This window comes from Flavobacterium sp. Sr18 (assembly GCF_011064265.1).
Lineage (GTDB): Bacteria > Bacteroidota > Bacteroidia > Flavobacteriales > Flavobacteriaceae > Flavobacterium > Flavobacterium petrolei.
The window spans coordinates 2,635,993-2,652,505 of the sequence record NZ_CP049329.1; the positions used below are offsets into that span (position 1 = coordinate 2,635,993).

The 16,513-nt window shown below is 34.4% G+C and carries 13 protein-coding genes; 11 read left to right on the forward strand and 2 right to left on the reverse strand.

Annotated features, from left to right (window positions below):
- The first annotated feature begins 4 nt into the window (after window positions 1-4).
- Complete coding sequence (locus G7A72_RS11600; protein ID WP_165152597.1) at window positions 5-676, forward strand: hypothetical protein; 672 nt, start codon at window positions 5-7, stop codon at window positions 674-676.
- 50 nt (window positions 677-726) lie between these two features.
- Here the strand turns inward: G7A72_RS11600 and purE are convergent, their stop codons facing one another.
- The gene (gene purE / locus G7A72_RS11605) at window positions 727-1,209 is read right to left on the reverse strand and encodes a 5-(carboxyamino)imidazole ribonucleotide mutase (protein ID WP_165152598.1); all 483 of its coding nucleotides are present in this window, start codon (window positions 1,207-1,209) and stop codon (window positions 727-729) included.
- Window positions 1,210-1,316: 107 nt separating this feature from the next.
- Window positions 1,317-2,468 (reverse strand): 5-(carboxyamino)imidazole ribonucleotide synthase, encoded by a 1,152-nt coding sequence (locus G7A72_RS11610; protein WP_165152599.1) that lies wholly within the window; start codon window positions 2,466-2,468, stop codon window positions 1,317-1,319.
- A 479-nt stretch (window positions 2,469-2,947) separates the two neighbouring features.
- Between G7A72_RS11610 and G7A72_RS11615 the strand changes: the two genes are divergently transcribed.
- The 10 genes from G7A72_RS11615 to G7A72_RS11660 all read left to right on the forward strand — a co-directional run bounded on the left by G7A72_RS11615 (window position 2,948) and on the right by G7A72_RS11660 (window position 16,509).
- Complete coding sequence (locus G7A72_RS11615; RefSeq protein ID WP_165152600.1) at window positions 2,948-4,027, forward strand: helix-turn-helix domain-containing protein; 1,080 nt, start codon at window positions 2,948-2,950, stop codon at window positions 4,025-4,027.
- 198 nt (window positions 4,028-4,225) lie between these two features.
- A complete protein-coding gene (locus tag G7A72_RS11620; protein WP_165152601.1) occupies window positions 4,226-8,824 on the forward strand; it encodes a putative Ig domain-containing protein in 4,599 nt (1,532 codons plus the stop codon).
- A gap of 81 nt (window positions 8,825-8,905) precedes the next feature.
- Window positions 8,906-9,736, forward strand: a complete 831-nt coding sequence (locus tag G7A72_RS11625) for a hypothetical protein (RefSeq protein ID WP_165152602.1) — start codon at window positions 8,906-8,908, stop codon at window positions 9,734-9,736.
- Window positions 9,737-10,143: 407 nt separating this feature from the next.
- Window positions 10,144-10,674, forward strand: coding sequence for a hypoxanthine phosphoribosyltransferase (gene hpt / locus G7A72_RS11630; RefSeq protein ID WP_165152603.1), 531 nt, complete (start codon window positions 10,144-10,146; stop codon window positions 10,672-10,674).
- A 12-nt stretch (window positions 10,675-10,686) separates the two neighbouring features.
- Window positions 10,687-11,259 carry an adenylate kinase gene (locus tag G7A72_RS11635; protein WP_165152604.1) on the forward strand — a complete coding sequence of 191 codons (573 nt, stop codon included), beginning with the start codon at window positions 10,687-10,689 and terminating at the stop codon, window positions 11,257-11,259.
- Window positions 11,260-11,477: 218 nt separating this feature from the next.
- A complete protein-coding gene (locus tag G7A72_RS11640) occupies window positions 11,478-12,752 on the forward strand; it encodes a hemolysin family protein (protein ID WP_165153751.1) in 1,275 nt (424 codons plus the stop codon).
- A 65-nt stretch (window positions 12,753-12,817) separates the two neighbouring features.
- A complete protein-coding gene (obgE, locus tag G7A72_RS11645; RefSeq protein ID WP_165152605.1) occupies window positions 12,818-13,819 on the forward strand; it encodes a GTPase ObgE in 1,002 nt (333 codons plus the stop codon).
- A 126-nt stretch (window positions 13,820-13,945) separates the two neighbouring features.
- Complete coding sequence (locus G7A72_RS11650) at window positions 13,946-14,644, forward strand: lipopolysaccharide assembly protein LapB (RefSeq protein WP_165152606.1); 699 nt, start codon at window positions 13,946-13,948, stop codon at window positions 14,642-14,644.
- Window positions 14,645-14,687: 43 nt separating this feature from the next.
- The gene (murC, locus tag G7A72_RS11655; protein WP_165152607.1) at window positions 14,688-16,043 is read left to right on the forward strand and encodes a UDP-N-acetylmuramate--L-alanine ligase; all 1,356 of its coding nucleotides are present in this window, start codon (window positions 14,688-14,690) and stop codon (window positions 16,041-16,043) included.
- A gap of 7 nt (window positions 16,044-16,050) precedes the next feature.
- On the forward strand, window positions 16,051-16,509 hold the full coding sequence (locus G7A72_RS11660) for a GNAT family N-acetyltransferase (protein WP_113666961.1): 459 nt from the start codon (window positions 16,051-16,053) through the stop codon (window positions 16,507-16,509).
- Window positions 16,510-16,513: the final 4 nt, after the last annotated feature.

Sequence of the window (16,513 nt, forward strand, 5' to 3'; positions counted from 1 at the left end):
AAAGATGAATTATCAAATTACAATAAATAGAGCGAATACTGTTGATGAGGTTGAAGAATATTGGACAAATGAGGATTATATAAAACTTTTGGAAAAGTTTGATTATCCGGATGCTGCGGAGGCGGATCCTGCGAGTTTAAGAGAATTGTTATTTATGGCAATTTCTGATTTTGAAGCCAGAGATGCTGCTGCAATTGTTCTGGAATATAAATTATCAGAAGATTTGAATGAAGGTCAGATTCAGCAAATTTCAAATGATATGCTTTTGGATAAAGTATGTGAGGAATATCCGGAAATTGGATTGCATTCGACTTTGTTTCATATTAATCAATTGCTTTTTAAAGCCTATAACGGTACTTTTCTAAATGCAAAAGCTACTATTATTGAATGTAGTTTGGCGCCAGCAGAGGGTGAAAATGAAAATGAATTGACTAAAGAAAGTATTTTAAAATTATTAAACAACGGATTGTCAGGTAGTAATTTGATCAAAAGATTATTTGACAGCCAAATGTCGGAAAACGCGCCTTTCCCAGAAGCCGAAGACATTTTATGGGATGTTAAGATTACGGATAATGTAAATTATACGATTATGACTTCTGAATATTGGTTAAGCAAAGACGATATTATTGCATCAGAATTTGAAGGAGTTCTTGAAATTGTAGTTGATGCTGAATAACCGTTTCAAGGTTTAAATAAATGAAAAAAAGCTCCGTTATGGAGCTTTTTCTATTTCTGTAGACTTTCGGAAGCGATGATAACGGCTTCTTTCAATCCGGTTTTGTATTTAATTACTTTCTCTAGTATACTTTTATTGTGACTTCCTATGATTTGAGCGGCAAGGATTCCTGCGTTTTTCGCGCCGTTTAAAGCAACGGTTGCTACGGGAACACCACCGGGCATTTGCAGAATGGATAAAACACTATCCCAACCGTCGATAGAATTACTTGATTTTATTGGCACGCCAATTACTGGAAGTGGCGACATGGATGCGACCATTCCAGGTAAATGTGCAGCACCACCAGCACCTGCAATTACTACAGAAATGCCGCGAGTGTGTGCGTTCTGACTAAAATCAAATAATTTTTCTGGTGTTCTGTGTGCCGAAACTATATCGACTTCAATTTCAATTTCGAATGCTTTTAGGATATCGATGGCTTCTTGCATGATGGGCATATCGGATATGCTTCCCATTATTACGGCTACTTTCATTTTTTCTTATTTAAAGATTTAAAGATTTAAGTATTTAAAGATTTTTGAGAAATTCAATTTAGTTGGTGTTCTGAATTTTTCAATCTTTATTTTTTTCAATCTTTCAATTAACTTATTACTCTAATCGTGTTCTTCACCTCTTCAGCAATTCTTCTTGCTTCATCGATGTCTTCATTAACGATGGTTACATGTCCCATTTTTCTAAAAGGACGTGTTTGTTTTTTTCCGTAAATGTGTGGTGTAACACCATTCCAGCCTAGTATTTTTTCAATATTTTCGTAGAGTACATTTCCAGAAAATCCTTCGGCACCTACTAGATTTACCATAATTCCAGCTGCTTTACTGTCCGTATTTCCCAAAGGCAAATCAAGAATTGCACGCAAATGGTTTTCAAATTGCGACGTATAACTTGCTTCAATAGAATAATGACCTGAATTGTGCGGGCGTGGAGCGACTTCGTTAACGAGGATTTCATCATCTTCGGTTTGAAACATTTCAACTGCTAATAATCCCACATGATTGAATTTTTCGGAAACATTCAATGCGATTGCTCTTGCTTTTTCGGCAACTTTATCATCAATTCGAGCAGGACAAATCACATATTCCACTTGGTTGGCTTCGGGATGAAATTCCATTTCTACCACAGGATAAGTTTTTATTTCACCAGAAGGATTGCGGCAAACGATAACGGCCAATTCATTTTTGAACGGAACCATTTCTTCGGCAATGCACTCTACGTTGGCTAAATTATCCAAATCCGAAATGTGTCGAATCACTTTTACGCCATTTCCATCATATCCAAATTCCGTGCATTTCCAGACAAACGGAAGTTTTGTTTTAGAATCCAAAATATCAACAATTAGACTTTTTATATTATTAAATCGTTTGTAATTTGCTGTTGGTATGGCATGTTGAATATAAAAATCTTTCTGAATTCCTTTGTTTTGAATGAGTTTCAACGTTTTTGGTGAAGGAAATACTTTTAATCCTTCTTCTTCGAGTTTTACCAAAGCTTCCAGATTAACCAACTCAATTTCGAAAGTCAAAACGTCCACTTTTTTACCAAAATTGTAAACCGTTTCAAAGTCCATTAAATCCCCTTTGAAGAATTGGTCACAGGCAATTTTACAAGGCGCTTCATCGCTTGGGTCCAAAACATAAGTTTGTATGTCGAATTTTCGGGTGTCAAACAATAGCATTTTGCCCAGTTGTCCGCCACCGAGAATTCCTAATTTGAAATCAGAAGAAAAATAATTCATGGTGTAGTTGTTTGTGCAAAGATAATTGATAAAAAAACAAATGTCAATTTATTGTTTTTTTGATTTGAGTTGATTTTGTTTTTTTTAGTTTGAAGGTAAAAAAATATATATTTATGATGCGTTTATGTAGTAATGGACAAACAGGTATTTTTACCTGCTTTAAGTTGTTAATTTTTGTTTAGTTTAGCAGACTGATTTGAGCCAGTTATTGCGTACGATAAGTCGATTGTTGTGTATTGTATTTGTTAAAGCTTGATTTTAAAAACAAATTTAAAATTAGAAGCTAATCAAAAAAAGAACAGGAAAATTATTTATTGCTGCTTTGATTTTGAAAATAGAAAAATAAAGATTAGGTCTAAATTGTTTTATTTGCTGGGTTTTTTTGATTAACGTGTAATTAATTTTTAATATTAAGCTTTTATATTGATAAATAATTTCACATTTGATTTGATTTTTAAAATAACTAAATCGCTAAATGCATGACCTTAAATAATTGGCCTAATCACATTCAAAAATACCTGTTTCTTCTCAAAGATGGCTTTCATGAATTACCCTACTTGTCCAATTCTCCGCAAGCCATGTTGGATAGTTTAGTAAAATTACCAGTGACCTATCATGAAATTTTGCAACAAAGCATTTATTTTAATAGTGCTTTCTGCAAAGGGATAATGCGCTATCGCGAAATAGAAGACGGTTTTTGGCTTTTGGCAACAGATATAAACATCACAGAAAATATCATCGCTAAAGCAGTTTATGATGAAAATCAATTAAGGAATTATTATTTTCTGACATTTTCTGCATTTGAATATAAGTATCCTTTTAAAAATTCAAATGACATTACGCTTTTAAGCACATGTTGGACTTTTTACAAACCTGGAACTGAAGTGGACACCTATTTTTATAAGGGTACAAAAGGGACATTTTTTAATTTAGCCATTGGTAAAGAATGGGCTGATAAAAATATTTTGCGTAAAAATTTTTCAAAAAAAAAAGCTATTGAAGATTTTTTCAACACTAAAAATGGTTTTTACACTTGGTTAGACATCGCACCAAAAGCGCATGGTTTGGCAAAAAAAATTTCAATAATTTTAGCAAATGAAAGTAAGGATTCATTTGCTACTGTTGATTTAAAAAAGCAGTGTATAAAATTGATTGCTACATTTTTTGATAATTCTTTTGAAGACAACTGTATTTTAGATAATGTTTCGCTTAACAATTTAGATTACACTGCTGTTGCTAAGGCCGAGAAAATTATTTTGCACCATTTGCATTTACCGTTCATCGGCATTGAAAGTATTGCAAAAGATGTATGGACTTCACCTACAAAATTAAAGTCTGATTTTAAAACGGTTTTTGGATTTTCGATGTTGCAATATCACAAAGAAAAAAACATGTTGCTGGCGTTGCAATTAATCCAAAATTCGGACATTCCAATTCGAGATATTGCTGCTGTGACGGGTCACGAATGTGGTAGTAAATTTGCTTCCAATTTTAAAAAACGTTTTGCTAAACTTCCATCTGAAATACGATTTTTTTCAGAAGGAAATGAAGCGGTGTAATGTCTTTTTTCACCCTGTTTTCTAAATTTCGCTAGATTTATTGAAGTATTTTATTTGTAAATTATTGATTTTCAAAACTTTAATTTAAAAATAAATTACACCATCTCTTTGTGATAAAAAAATTATTTTTCGTCCTAACGGGCTATTTAATCATTTTTTTTAATTTTATTTTTGTCACTAAAATTTAAACAAACTAGTATGAAAAAAAAATTACACATTTATTTAACGTTGATTTTCTTGATAACTTTATCGTCCACTGTATTTGCAAGCCATTTCAGATCGGGTGTCATTACTTGGAGGGAGGTTTCTCCATTAGTTGTTGAATTTACAGTTACTACGTCTTGGAGAAGCGGTTCTGCTGACAATGTTTATTTAAATTACGGATCAACAGTAACAGATGTCCAAGAGACATCAAACTTGATAGTTAGTGATGTAAATGGAGTGGCAACTCGAGTACAAAAAATTATTGTAACTTATCCCGCCGAAGGTCCATTTAACGTTTCATGGGGAAGTTGTTGTAGGATTGGTGGTTTAAGTAGCGCAGGTAGTACCGGAAATTTCGTTTTGTCAACAATTGTTGATCTTACAGGAGGTAATGAGAATAGTCCAGTCGTTTCTTTACCAGCAACTGTGAATGTTCCTGTGGGTTCCTCTGCAGCAACATTTCAGGTTCCTGCTAATGATCTAGATGGAGACGCTTTGTCATATCGTCTTGCAACAGTAGCTGAATTAAATGGCAATCAACCTGCGGGTTTTTCTATTGATGCAGTAACTGGATTAGCGACAGTAAATACAACTCTTTCTAATTATGTTGCAGGCCAGTTGTATATTGCAGGTATTGTCGTATCTGATGGTAAAACTTCTGTATATGCCGATTTTCTTATCCAGATTACACAGCCTTCAACGCCTCCTGAATTTCTTTATGGACCAACACCTGTAAATGCGAGTGTGATTGTGGTTTCACCCGGTCAAAACGTAAATTTTCAAGTAAGCGCCAGAGATGTAGATGCTGGAGGCAATGTGTCTAGCTTGTTTGCGACCGGAATACCAGGAGGGGCCACCTTTACTACTGCTTCAGGTAATCCGGCCACCTCTACCTTTAACTGGACACCAACTGCCAGTAATTTTGGAGGGTATGTTATAAATTTTGTAGCACAAGATAATGTAGGTGTTCAAGTGTTTTCTTCTGTTACTATCCAAGTTAGTCTTAAGCCACAATTTGACGTACCGCCAACGCCGGCTGCTGGAGTTCATAATGTTTATTCACCTGGACAAATAATTTCTTTTCCTGTACAAGTGTCCGATCCTGATACAGCTGACGTTGTTCGGATTGTAGATGTAAAAGGAAAGGATATGATGGGGCAAGAAATTCCGTTATATTCTAACGCCTCTTTAAGTGTATTACCTTCGCTAGCAGCTAATCCAACTAGTGCTACTTTTAGTTGGGCTACTCAAGCGGCTGATTGGGGGCATAAACATATTTATTTTTGGGCTGAGGACGGTTATGGTGATAGAACGCGTCATGAAGTTAATGTTTTAATAAATTCAAACCCATCCTTAACCTCTATTCCACCTTCTGCCATAGTCAAAGTTGCAGGTACCTATAATTATGATGTAATAGCGAATGATGTTGATGTTGCATATGGTGATATTTTGGATCTATATGCTATCGGTGCACCTGCATGGCTTACCTTTACAGATAATGGTGATGGTACTGCAAAACTTTCAGGTACTCCAACACTTACAGATGTTGGTACTTTTAATTTTAGGGTAGAGGCTCACGATATTAATCATCACGACAACATTGGCGGTATCCCATTTCAGAATATTTCAATAACGGTTAGTTCAAATATTGTTCCAACAATATCAGCAATTTCTAATCAATCTACTTGTCCTAATACTAGTATCTCTAATATTCCATTTGCAATTGATGATGCGGAAACTGCTACTGGTAGTTTGACAATATCGGCTACTTCTTCAAATCCTGGGCTATTACCAGTTGTAAATATTGTTTTTGGAGGTTCTGATGCTCTTAGAACTGTTTCGCTTACTCCAGCTCTGGGTCAATCCGGAACTTCGAATGTTGTTGTAACTGTCGATGATGGTCAAGGAGGAACGGAAATTTCAACTTTTATATTTACAGTTGAAGATAAAGTTGTCCCAGTGGTAGTTACAAAAAACATTACGGTTCAATTGGATGCTACAGGAAATGCAACAATTGCTCCTGCTGACGTAAACGATGGTTCAACGGATGCTTGTGGTATCGATTTATTAGAACTAGACAATGATTCATTTACTTGCGCTAATGTTGGAGTAAATACAGTTACTTTAAAAGTTACTGATAAAAACGGAAATGCTGCTACTCAAACGGCAATCGTGACGGTTGAAGATAAGATTGCTCCAGTTGTAGTTACTAAAAACATCACAGTTCAACTTAATGCTATGGGTACTGCTTTAATCGGAGCTGCTGACGTAAACAATGGTTCAACAGATGCTTGTGGTATCGATTTATTAGAACTAGACAATGATTCATTTACTTGCGCTAATGTTGGAATAAATACAGTTACTTTAAAAGTTACTGATAAAAACGGAAATGTTGCTACTCAAACGGCAATCGTGACGGTTGAAGATAAGATTGCTCCAGTTGTAGTTACTAAAAATATCACAGTTCAACTAGATGCTTTAGGGAATGCTACAATTGCTCCTGTTGACGTAAACGATGGTTCAACGGATACTTGTGGTATCGATTTATTAGAACTAGACAATGATTCATTTACTTGCGCTAATGTTGGAGTAAATACAGTTACTTTAAAAGTTACTGATAAAAACGGAAATGTTGCTACTCAAACGGCAATCGTGACGATTGAAGATAAGATTGCTTCAGTTGTAGTTACTAAAAACATCACAGTTCAACTAGATGCTTTAGGGAATGCTACAATTGCTCCTGCAGAAGTAGACAATGGTTCTATAGATGCCTGTGGAATTGATTTATTAGAATTAGACATAACTTCATTTACTTGCGCCAATATTGGTCTAAATACAGTAACATTAAAAGTTACGGACGTTAATGGAAATGTTACTTCAAAAACAGCAGTAATTACAGTTGAAGATAAGATTGCTCCAGTTGTAGTTACTAAAAACACTACGATTCAATTGAATGCTGCAGGAACTGCTTCGATAGTTGTTGCAGATGTGAACAATGGTTCAACAGATAATTGCGGAATCAGTTTAGTAGAGTTGGATAAAATGGCATTCACATGTGCTAATGTTGGGGCAAACACAGTAACATTGAAAGTTACAGATAACAACGGAAATATCGCTACTCAAACAGCTATTATAACTGTTGAAGATAAGATTGCTCCAGTTGTAGTTACTAAAAACACTACGATTCAATTGAATGCTGCAGGAACTGCTTCGATAGTTGTTGCAGATGTGAACAATGGTTCAACAGATAATTGCGGAATTAGTTTAGTAGAGTTGGATAAAATGGCATTCACATGTGCTAATGTTGGAGCAAACACAGTAACATTGAAAGTTACAGATAACAATGGAAATATCGCTACTCAAACAGCTATTATAATTGTTGAAGATAAGACTGCTCCAGTTGTAGTTACTAAAAACACTACGATTCAATTGAATGCTACAGGAACTGCTTCGGTAGTAGCTGCTGATATCAATAATGGTTCAACGGATGCTTGTGGAATCAGTTTATTAGAATTAGATAAAAGTACATTTACTTGTGCTAATATTGGACTAAATACAGTAACATTAAAAGTTACTGATGTTAATGGAAATGTTACTTCAAAAACAGCAGTAGTTGCAGTTGAAGATAAAATGGCTCCAGTTGTAGTTGCTAAAAACAAGACTATTCAATTGAATGCAGCAGGAACAGCTTCGATAGTTGTTGCAGATGTAAACAATGGTTCAACAGATAATTGCGGAATCAGTTTAGTAGAGTTGGATAAAATGGCATTCACATGTGCTAATGTTGGAGCAAACACAGTAACATTAAAAGTTACAGATAATAACGGAAATGTTGCTACTCAAACAGCTGTTATAACTGTTGAAGATAAAATTGCACCAATGGTAATTACAAAAAACATCACTGTTCAACTTGATGCATCTTCAAATATATTGATAGCTGCTGCCGATGTAAATAATGGTTCAACTGATAATTGTGGAATCAGTTTATTAGAACTCAATAAAGCATTATTCAGTTGTGCCAATGTAGGTGAGAATGTCGTTACTCTAAAAGTAACAGATAATAGTGGAAATGTTACTACTAGAACAGCTATTGTAACAATTGTTAATAGTCAGCCTAATTTAATTAGAAAACATTTTGACGATGTTATTTTCTTTGATAATAGTTCTAAAGCCTTCGTTGCTTACAGTTGGTATAAAAATGGAGTTTTAGTATCTAGTCAAACAGCTCAATATTTTAAAGATAGTGGAGTTCTTAATGGCACCTATTATGCTAAAGCTACAAAAATAGACGGAACTGTTGTTACAACATGTCCTTTGACGTTTTCTGCATCAATAGTAGATGAATATTTAAAGATTGCACCTAATCCGGTTAAGAGTAATGCAAGCTACCAAATCCTTACTAATGTAGATTCAGTTAAGTTACAAAATGCTCGTATTACAGTTTTTAATATACTGGGAGTACTAGTGAACGATAAAATAGTTGATGGCATAACAACGGATATGATTGCGCCAAATACGGAAGGGATTTATGTGGTAAGGATGACCTTAACAAATGGCAAATACTTTACAAAAAACCTTTTGGTTAAAAATTAGAAATCAAATTATTAAGAGTATGAAATCCTCGTTTATTAGAGACGAGGATGGATTACTCAAATGCAATAAAAACAAATAAATATGAAATTTGATGTTAAATATATAGTAGGATTTGCACTAATTTTATTCTCTCAAGGAATTAAAGCGCAGTTTTATGTAGGCGTACAAACAGGAATAGGGAATATTCAAAGTGATGTAAAAGGGGTGAGGTCAGCCACTGATATTGGCGGAGCATTAAAGGCAGGTTACATATACTCATTGACGGATCACATAGGTATCGGGTCTGGAGTTGAGTTTGCCCAATATAAGCAAAAGGTGTTTTTAGAACAACCCTCAGCAACGCTGACTAATTTTGAGGTTGATCAAACTGGCTCGGCATTTTCTTATAGTGTGACTACAGGAAATTATAAAGAATCTCAAACCTTGCAGGCTATTCAGATTCCGCTTTTTGTGCAGTATAAAAAGAATATTAACAAAGGAATTGATTTCAATTTTAGGGCTGGTGTTAAATACTTCTTACCTGTAAATTACAAAATTGAGTCTTCAGCGTCATCTGTAAATGGGATTGCTTACTACCCGGATGTTAATTTATACATTGATAATTTGCCAGAATATGGTTTTGGGAATCAAACCAATTACGCTGCATCAGGCGAGTACAACACAAAAGGTATTTTGATGAGTACGTTTGAGCTAGGGTTTACTTTTAAATCTGGAGAAAAGAACGCTTTGTATGCCGCTATGTTTCTTGACAGCGGTTATGGAACAATCCTTGATCAAAAACAAAACGAGTCTTATTTAAGCTATAATCCAACATCAAGTACTGACAGAAAAGCAAACGGCTTGTATAGTACCGACAAAGACGCGACTATCAAACCGGTTGCATTCGGATTAACAGTAGGATTGAATTTTTAATAAATTTCGTTATGGTTTAAGATTTAGATGCTATAGTAGACCAAGCAGTAAAAAAAAACACAAATGAACGAAGGGTTTTTTGCTCTGATTTCAAAAGTATTTTAATTTAAAAATAATCAAAGGCTTTCTTTTTTATAAAGGCAGCCTTTTTTTGTTTCTCTTATGATTCAAGTCGACAATAAAGAGAAAGTAAAACAGTAGGTCGAATATTTATGAATTACCTCTAAATCCTTTAATGTTGAAAATGCTATTTTATTTTTTCGGAATTTATAGTACAAGATTTGTTGTTGTAATTCATTTTTGAGTTGTTTTTTGTAGATTGCACTTAATAACAGAAATTAATGTCCATTTGTCAATTCACAAATCCGAATTCTGTATCTTTGCGCATTATTTTAAATACGAAAATAATGATACAACTTCACGATAAACAATTTGTTCCGTTTATTTCTGCCAAAGAAATAGAATTTGCCTTGACAAAAATGGTAGCTCAGATCGAAGACGATTTTGCGGATGAAACTCCAGTATTTGTTGGTGTTTTGAACGGTGCTTTTATGGTAGTTTCTGATTTTATGAAGCTTTACAAAAAACCGTGCGAAGTGTCTTTTATCAAAATGGCTTCTTACGAAGGGGTTTCTTCAACAAATGAAGTGAAACAATTAATAGGATTGAACCAGGATTTAACAGGACGCACTGTCGTTATAATTGAAGATATTGTGGATACCGGGAACACATTGGTTGAACTGAAACAGTTATTCAAGCAACAAAATGTAAAACATTTTAAAATTGCAACACTTTTTTTCAAACCGGAAGCGTATACAAAAGATATCAAAATAGATTATATTGGAATTAGAATTCCAAATAAATTTATCGTTGGTTATGGATTAGACTACAATGGATTAGGGAGAAATTTACCCGAAGTATATAAACTAAAAGAATAACTACACAACAACATGACTAACATTGTTTTATTTGGAAAACCAGGAGCTGGTAAAGGAACTCAAGCAGAGTTTTTGAAAGAAAAATATAAATTAACACACATATCAACTGGGGATGTATTTCGTTTTAATCTAAAAAACGATACCGAACTTGGTAAACAAGCAAGAGTATTTATGGATGCCGGAGATTTAGTTCCAGATGAATTGACTACAAAAATGCTTATTGATGAGGTAAATAAACATCCGGATACAAACGGGATTTTGTTTGACGGATATCCAAGAACACTTTCGCAAGCCGAAGCTTTAGATGCATTTCTTACTTCAATAGGTTCTAAAGTTGCAGCAACAATTGCGCTTGAAGCCGATGATGAGATTTTAGTACAAAGGTTGTTAGAAAGAGGAAAAACAAGTGGTAGAATTGACGATCAAGATGAAGAAAAAATCAGAAATCGTTACCAGGAATACAATGAGAAAACTGCGCCTTTGATGAATTATTACGAGGAGCAAGGAAAGTTTTTCGCCGTAAATGGAATTGGTTCCATTGCAGAAATTACCGAAAGAGTAAGTAACGTGATTGATAATTTATAGGAGCAATTCCAGCTGTACGTTACAAGTCCTCGACAAAAACAACATTTTTCTAAGTCATAAAAGGAGCTTCCTTTGGTCGTTCTTTTATGACAAGAAAAATAGTTTTTTTTACCTCTGGGCTTTTCACTGCCATCTGGGCTATACTATTAAGCATACAAAAAACCGATTTCAAAGAATTAGAAATCACATTTCAATACATAAACGAATCAATTAAGAAATTGGAAATAGTAATAATATTTTTTCTGATACTGCTAAATGGGGTTTTCTCGATGTCGGAAATCGCATTGATTTCAGCACGAAAAAATAGACTAGAAACTGCAGCGAAAAAAGGAAATAAAAGTGCGAAAATCGCTTTGGATTTGGCAAATTCGCCCAATAAGTTTTTATCAACCGTGCAAATAGGAATTACCTTGATAGGAATTCTTACCGGTATTTATAGTGGAGACAAAATAACAAAAGATGTTGAAACTTTTATAAAAGGATTTGAAGCTTTGGTACCTTACGCGCATCCTGTTGCTGTAGGTTTAGTAGTTGTTACTTTGACTTTTTTCTCTCTTGTTTTAGGGGAATTATTACCAAAAAGAATTGGACTAAACCATCCGGAAGCAATTGCAAAAGCAGTGGCTCTTCCGATGAAAATAGTTTCAATAGTTACCGCACCATTTATTTGGTTGTTAACGCATTCTACTGATTTTTTACTGGATGTTTTACAGATAAAACCCACCGCTGACGGAAAAGTAACCGAAGAGGAAATAAAGGCAATTATCAAAGAAGGAACTGAAGGTGGTGAAGTTCAGGAAATAGAACAAGATATTGTAGAGCGCGTTTTTCACATTGGAGACAGAAAAATAAATTCGTTGATGACACACAGGAAGTCAGTGGTTTTTTTACCTTTGCATTCTGATAAAGAACAAGTTAGGGAGTTTATGCTCAAAGAATTACATTCTATTTATCCGGTTTACGGTGAAAATTATGATGATATCGTTGGGGTTGTAAATCTGAAAAATATTTTTGCTCATTTTGAAAATGAAAATTTCAATTTATCTTCAATAATGACTGAAGCTCCTTTCATGATGGAGCAAACTACGGCTTATATCGCTTTAGAGAATTTTAAAAAGTCAGGGATACATTATGCTTTTGTATCTGATGAATATGGTGTTTTTCAGGGAGTTATTACACTGAATGATATTCTTGAAGCTCTGGTAGGTGATGCTTCTGATTTTTATAAAGATGATTTTCAGTTGATAGAAAGAGAAGATGGAACATGGCTGGTTGACGGACATTATTCATTACATGATTTCTTGACCTACTTTGAATTAGATGAATTAATCAATGATTATGAAGTAACAACAGTAAGCGGATTAATAATGACTGAACTCTCTCATATTCCAAAACAAGGGGAGAAATTAGTTTGGCAAAAATTTGAGCTAGAAGTTATCGATATGGATGGCGTGAAGATTGATAAAGTGATGGTGAAGGCGATTAAATTATAAAAATAGATGTACGTTGGAAGTTTGAAAGTATTCAAGCTGAAAGCTGAAATCTGAAATTAAAAAAAATGACAGAAGGGAATTTTGTAGATTATGTTAAAATATATGTTTCATCCGGTAAAGGTGGAAAAGGATCTACGCACTTGCACAGAGAAAAATTTATTGAAAAAGGTGGACCTGATGGTGGTGATGGAGGTCGTGGAGGACATGTATATTTAGTTGGGAATAAAGGTCTTTGGACATTATTTCACTTGAAATTCGCCAGACATATCAAAGCAGGAAATGGCGGTGATGGTAGTGGTGACAGAAGTACAGGTGCTGATGGTGATGATAAATTCATCGAAGTGCCATTAGGAACTGTTGTAAAAGACAAAGAAACTGGAGAAATATTATTTGAAATTACCGATGATGGTGAGAAACAAATTCTCTCTCGCGGTGGAAAAGGTGGTTTAGGTAACTGGCATTTTAGAAGCTCGACGAATCAAACGCCGAGATATTCTCAACCGGGATTGCCTGGAGCAGAAATGGATGTAATTCTAGAACTAAAAGTATTGGCTGATGTAGGTTTAGTAGGTTTTCCTAATGCTGGAAAATCAACATTGTTGTCAGTATTGACATCTGCTAAACCAAAAATTGCGGATTATCCGTTTACAACTTTAAAACCAAATCTTGGAATTGTAGCCTACAGAGATTTTCAATCTTTTGTAATTGCTGATATTCCTGGAATTATTGAAGGTGCTGCCGAAGGGAAAGGTCTTGGACATTATTTCTTGCGTCACATTGAACGTAATTCGACTTTATTATTTTTAGTTCCAGTTGATACTCCGGATATCAAAGCGGAATACGATATTTTGGTAAACGAATTGACGAAATACAATCCTGAAATGCTGGACAAAGAACGTTTGTTGGTGATTTCAAAATGCGATATGCTTGATGATGAATTAAAAGCAGAATTGAAAACCGAACTAGATGTAGCTTTCAAGGATGTTCCTTATATGTTTATTTCTTCTGTAGCTCAACAAGGTTTAACAGAGTTGAAAGATAAATTATGGAAAATGTTGAATGACTAATTCTTGATTTTATATTCATAATCTAAACCGTCTCGTATACAATGCGAGACGGTTTTTTTGTAAAAAATAGTTAAACCTTTCACATACTTGGAGAGTTACAATTATAAATTTCGCTATTTTTGAAGAATGAAACATATTTTTTATTTATTTGTATTTCTACCGGTTATGATATGGGGTCAATCTGATTTTGATAAAGCGGAAAAGCTATATAAGGCGAATAAAATGGATCAAGCCGAGTTGGTTTTTGATTCTGTTTTAAGATCCAATCCATCGGATTTAAAAACGATTGAGTATCTGGGAGATATTGCAGGCCAAGGTAAATCTTGGGATAAAGCGATTGGATATTATAAGAAACTCAAGCAACTAAAACCTTCAGAGGCTAATTATCATTATAAATATGGCGGAGCTTTAGGAATGAAAGCCAAAGAATCAAATAAATTCAAGGCGCTTGGAATGATAGATGAAGTGAAAGCTTCTTTTGAAAAAGCGATTAGTTTGAACCCAAAACACATTGAATCGCGATGGGCTTTGATAGAAATATACATTCAATTACCGGGAATTGTTGGCGGAAGCGAATCTAAAGCTATAAAATATTCCAATGAATTATTGCGTCTGTCACCAGTTGACGGTTATTTGTCAAGAGGTCATATTGACGAATATTTTAAAAGATATGCAGCTGCAGAACAACAATATAAAAAAGCCATTCTTGTAGGAGGTTCCAAAACAAGTTATCAAAAGTTAGCCAGCTTGTACAAGAACAAAATGCGTGATCCTGAAAAGGCAAAAATAATATTAGAAACGTATAATAAAAAAAATCAGGATTGATTATAATTGCTCCTGAATCCAAAATCTATAAACCAAAATTAGAATGCGTACACATTTTATAGCTATCGGCGGAAGCGCTATGCACAATCTGGCCTTAGCACTACATAACAAAGGATATCAAGTTACGGGAAGTGACGATGCGATTTTTGAACCTTCAAAATCAAGATTAGATAAAAAGGGAATTTTGCCTCCAGAATTAGGTTGGTTTCCTGAAAAAATAACTCGAGAGATTGAAGCTGTAATTCTTGGAATGCATGCAAAAGCTGATAATCCTGAATTATTAAAAGCTCAGGAATTAGGACTAAAAATATACTCTTATCCGGAATTTCTTTACGAACAATCCAAAAATAAAACACGTGTTGTTATAGGCGGTTCTCATGGAAAAACAACGATAACTTCAATGATTTTACATGTAATGCACTATCATGACATTGCTGTAGATTACATGGTTGGCGCACAACTGGAAGGTTTTGACACGATGGTTCATCTTACTGAGGAGAATGATTTTATCGTTTTGGAAGGAGATGAATACTTGTCTTCGCCAATTGATCGCCGACCTAAATTTCATTTGTACCAACCAAATATTGCTCTAATTTCAGGAATTGCTTGGGACCATATTAATGTTTTTCCTACGTATGAGAATTACGTTGAACAGTTTGAAATTTTTATTGGCAAAATTACAAACGGTGGGATTCTCGTTTACAATGAAGATGATGCTGAAGTAAAACGTGTTTCAGAAGCCGCAACAAATCCAATTCGAAAATTAGCATATAATACCCCAAAATATTCTGTAAGTGATGGTGTGACACTCCTAGAAACTCCAGAGGGAGACATGCCAATTGAAGTTTTTGGAGCGCATAATCTTAATAATTTGGCTGGAGCCAAATGGATTTGCCAAAACATGGGTGTTGATGAAGCTGATTTTTATGAAGCGATTGCAAGTTTTAAAGGTGCTTCAAAGCGATTGGAAAAGATAGCCGAAAGCAAAACAAAAGTTGCCTATAAAGATTTTGCACATTCACCAAGCAAAGTGGCTGCCACTACTAAAGCAGTTAAAGAACAATATCCTAATCGAACTTTAGTGGCGTGTTTAGAATTGCATACGTACAGCAGTTTGAATGCTGAATTCCTAAAAGAATACGAAGGCGCACTGGAATATGCTGATAAAGCAGTTGTTTTTTATTCACCCGATGCAGTAAAAATCAAACAGCTGGAAGTAGTGACTTACGACCAAATAGCAAATGCTTTTAATAGAAAAGATTTGATTATCTATACCAATCCAATAGATTTCAAAGATTACTTATTTAACCTGAATCTTGAAAATTCTGCTTTGTTATTAATGAGTTCCGGTAATTACGGTGGATTAAACTTTGACGAAGTAAAGGAATTAGTAAAATAAAAGTGATATGAATGACACTGTAAGAATTTCTAAAACTACGAGTGAAAACCCCGATTTTGTTAATTTGATTGCCGCATTAGATAAGAGTTTGTGGGAGCGTTATCCTGAATTGAAAACAAATTATTGGGGTAATAATATTTTGGAATTAAATCCAAATGTTATTGTTGTTTACTTGCATGAAAAACCTGTCGCTTGTGGTTGTTTCAAAAAATACGATAAAAATGCAATAGAAATAAAACGTATGTTTGTTTCACCCGAAGTTCGAGGAATGGGTTTGGCACAAACTATTTTACTTGAATTAGAAGGTTGGGCACATGATTTAGGATATTCTTTTTCTGTTTTGGAAACGTTATACAAACAAAAAGAAGCGATTGCTTTATATCAAAAAACGGGATATACCATAGTTGATAATTACGAGCCTTATGTAGGTTTGGAAAATAGTATTTGCATGCGGAAACAAATTTAAACTA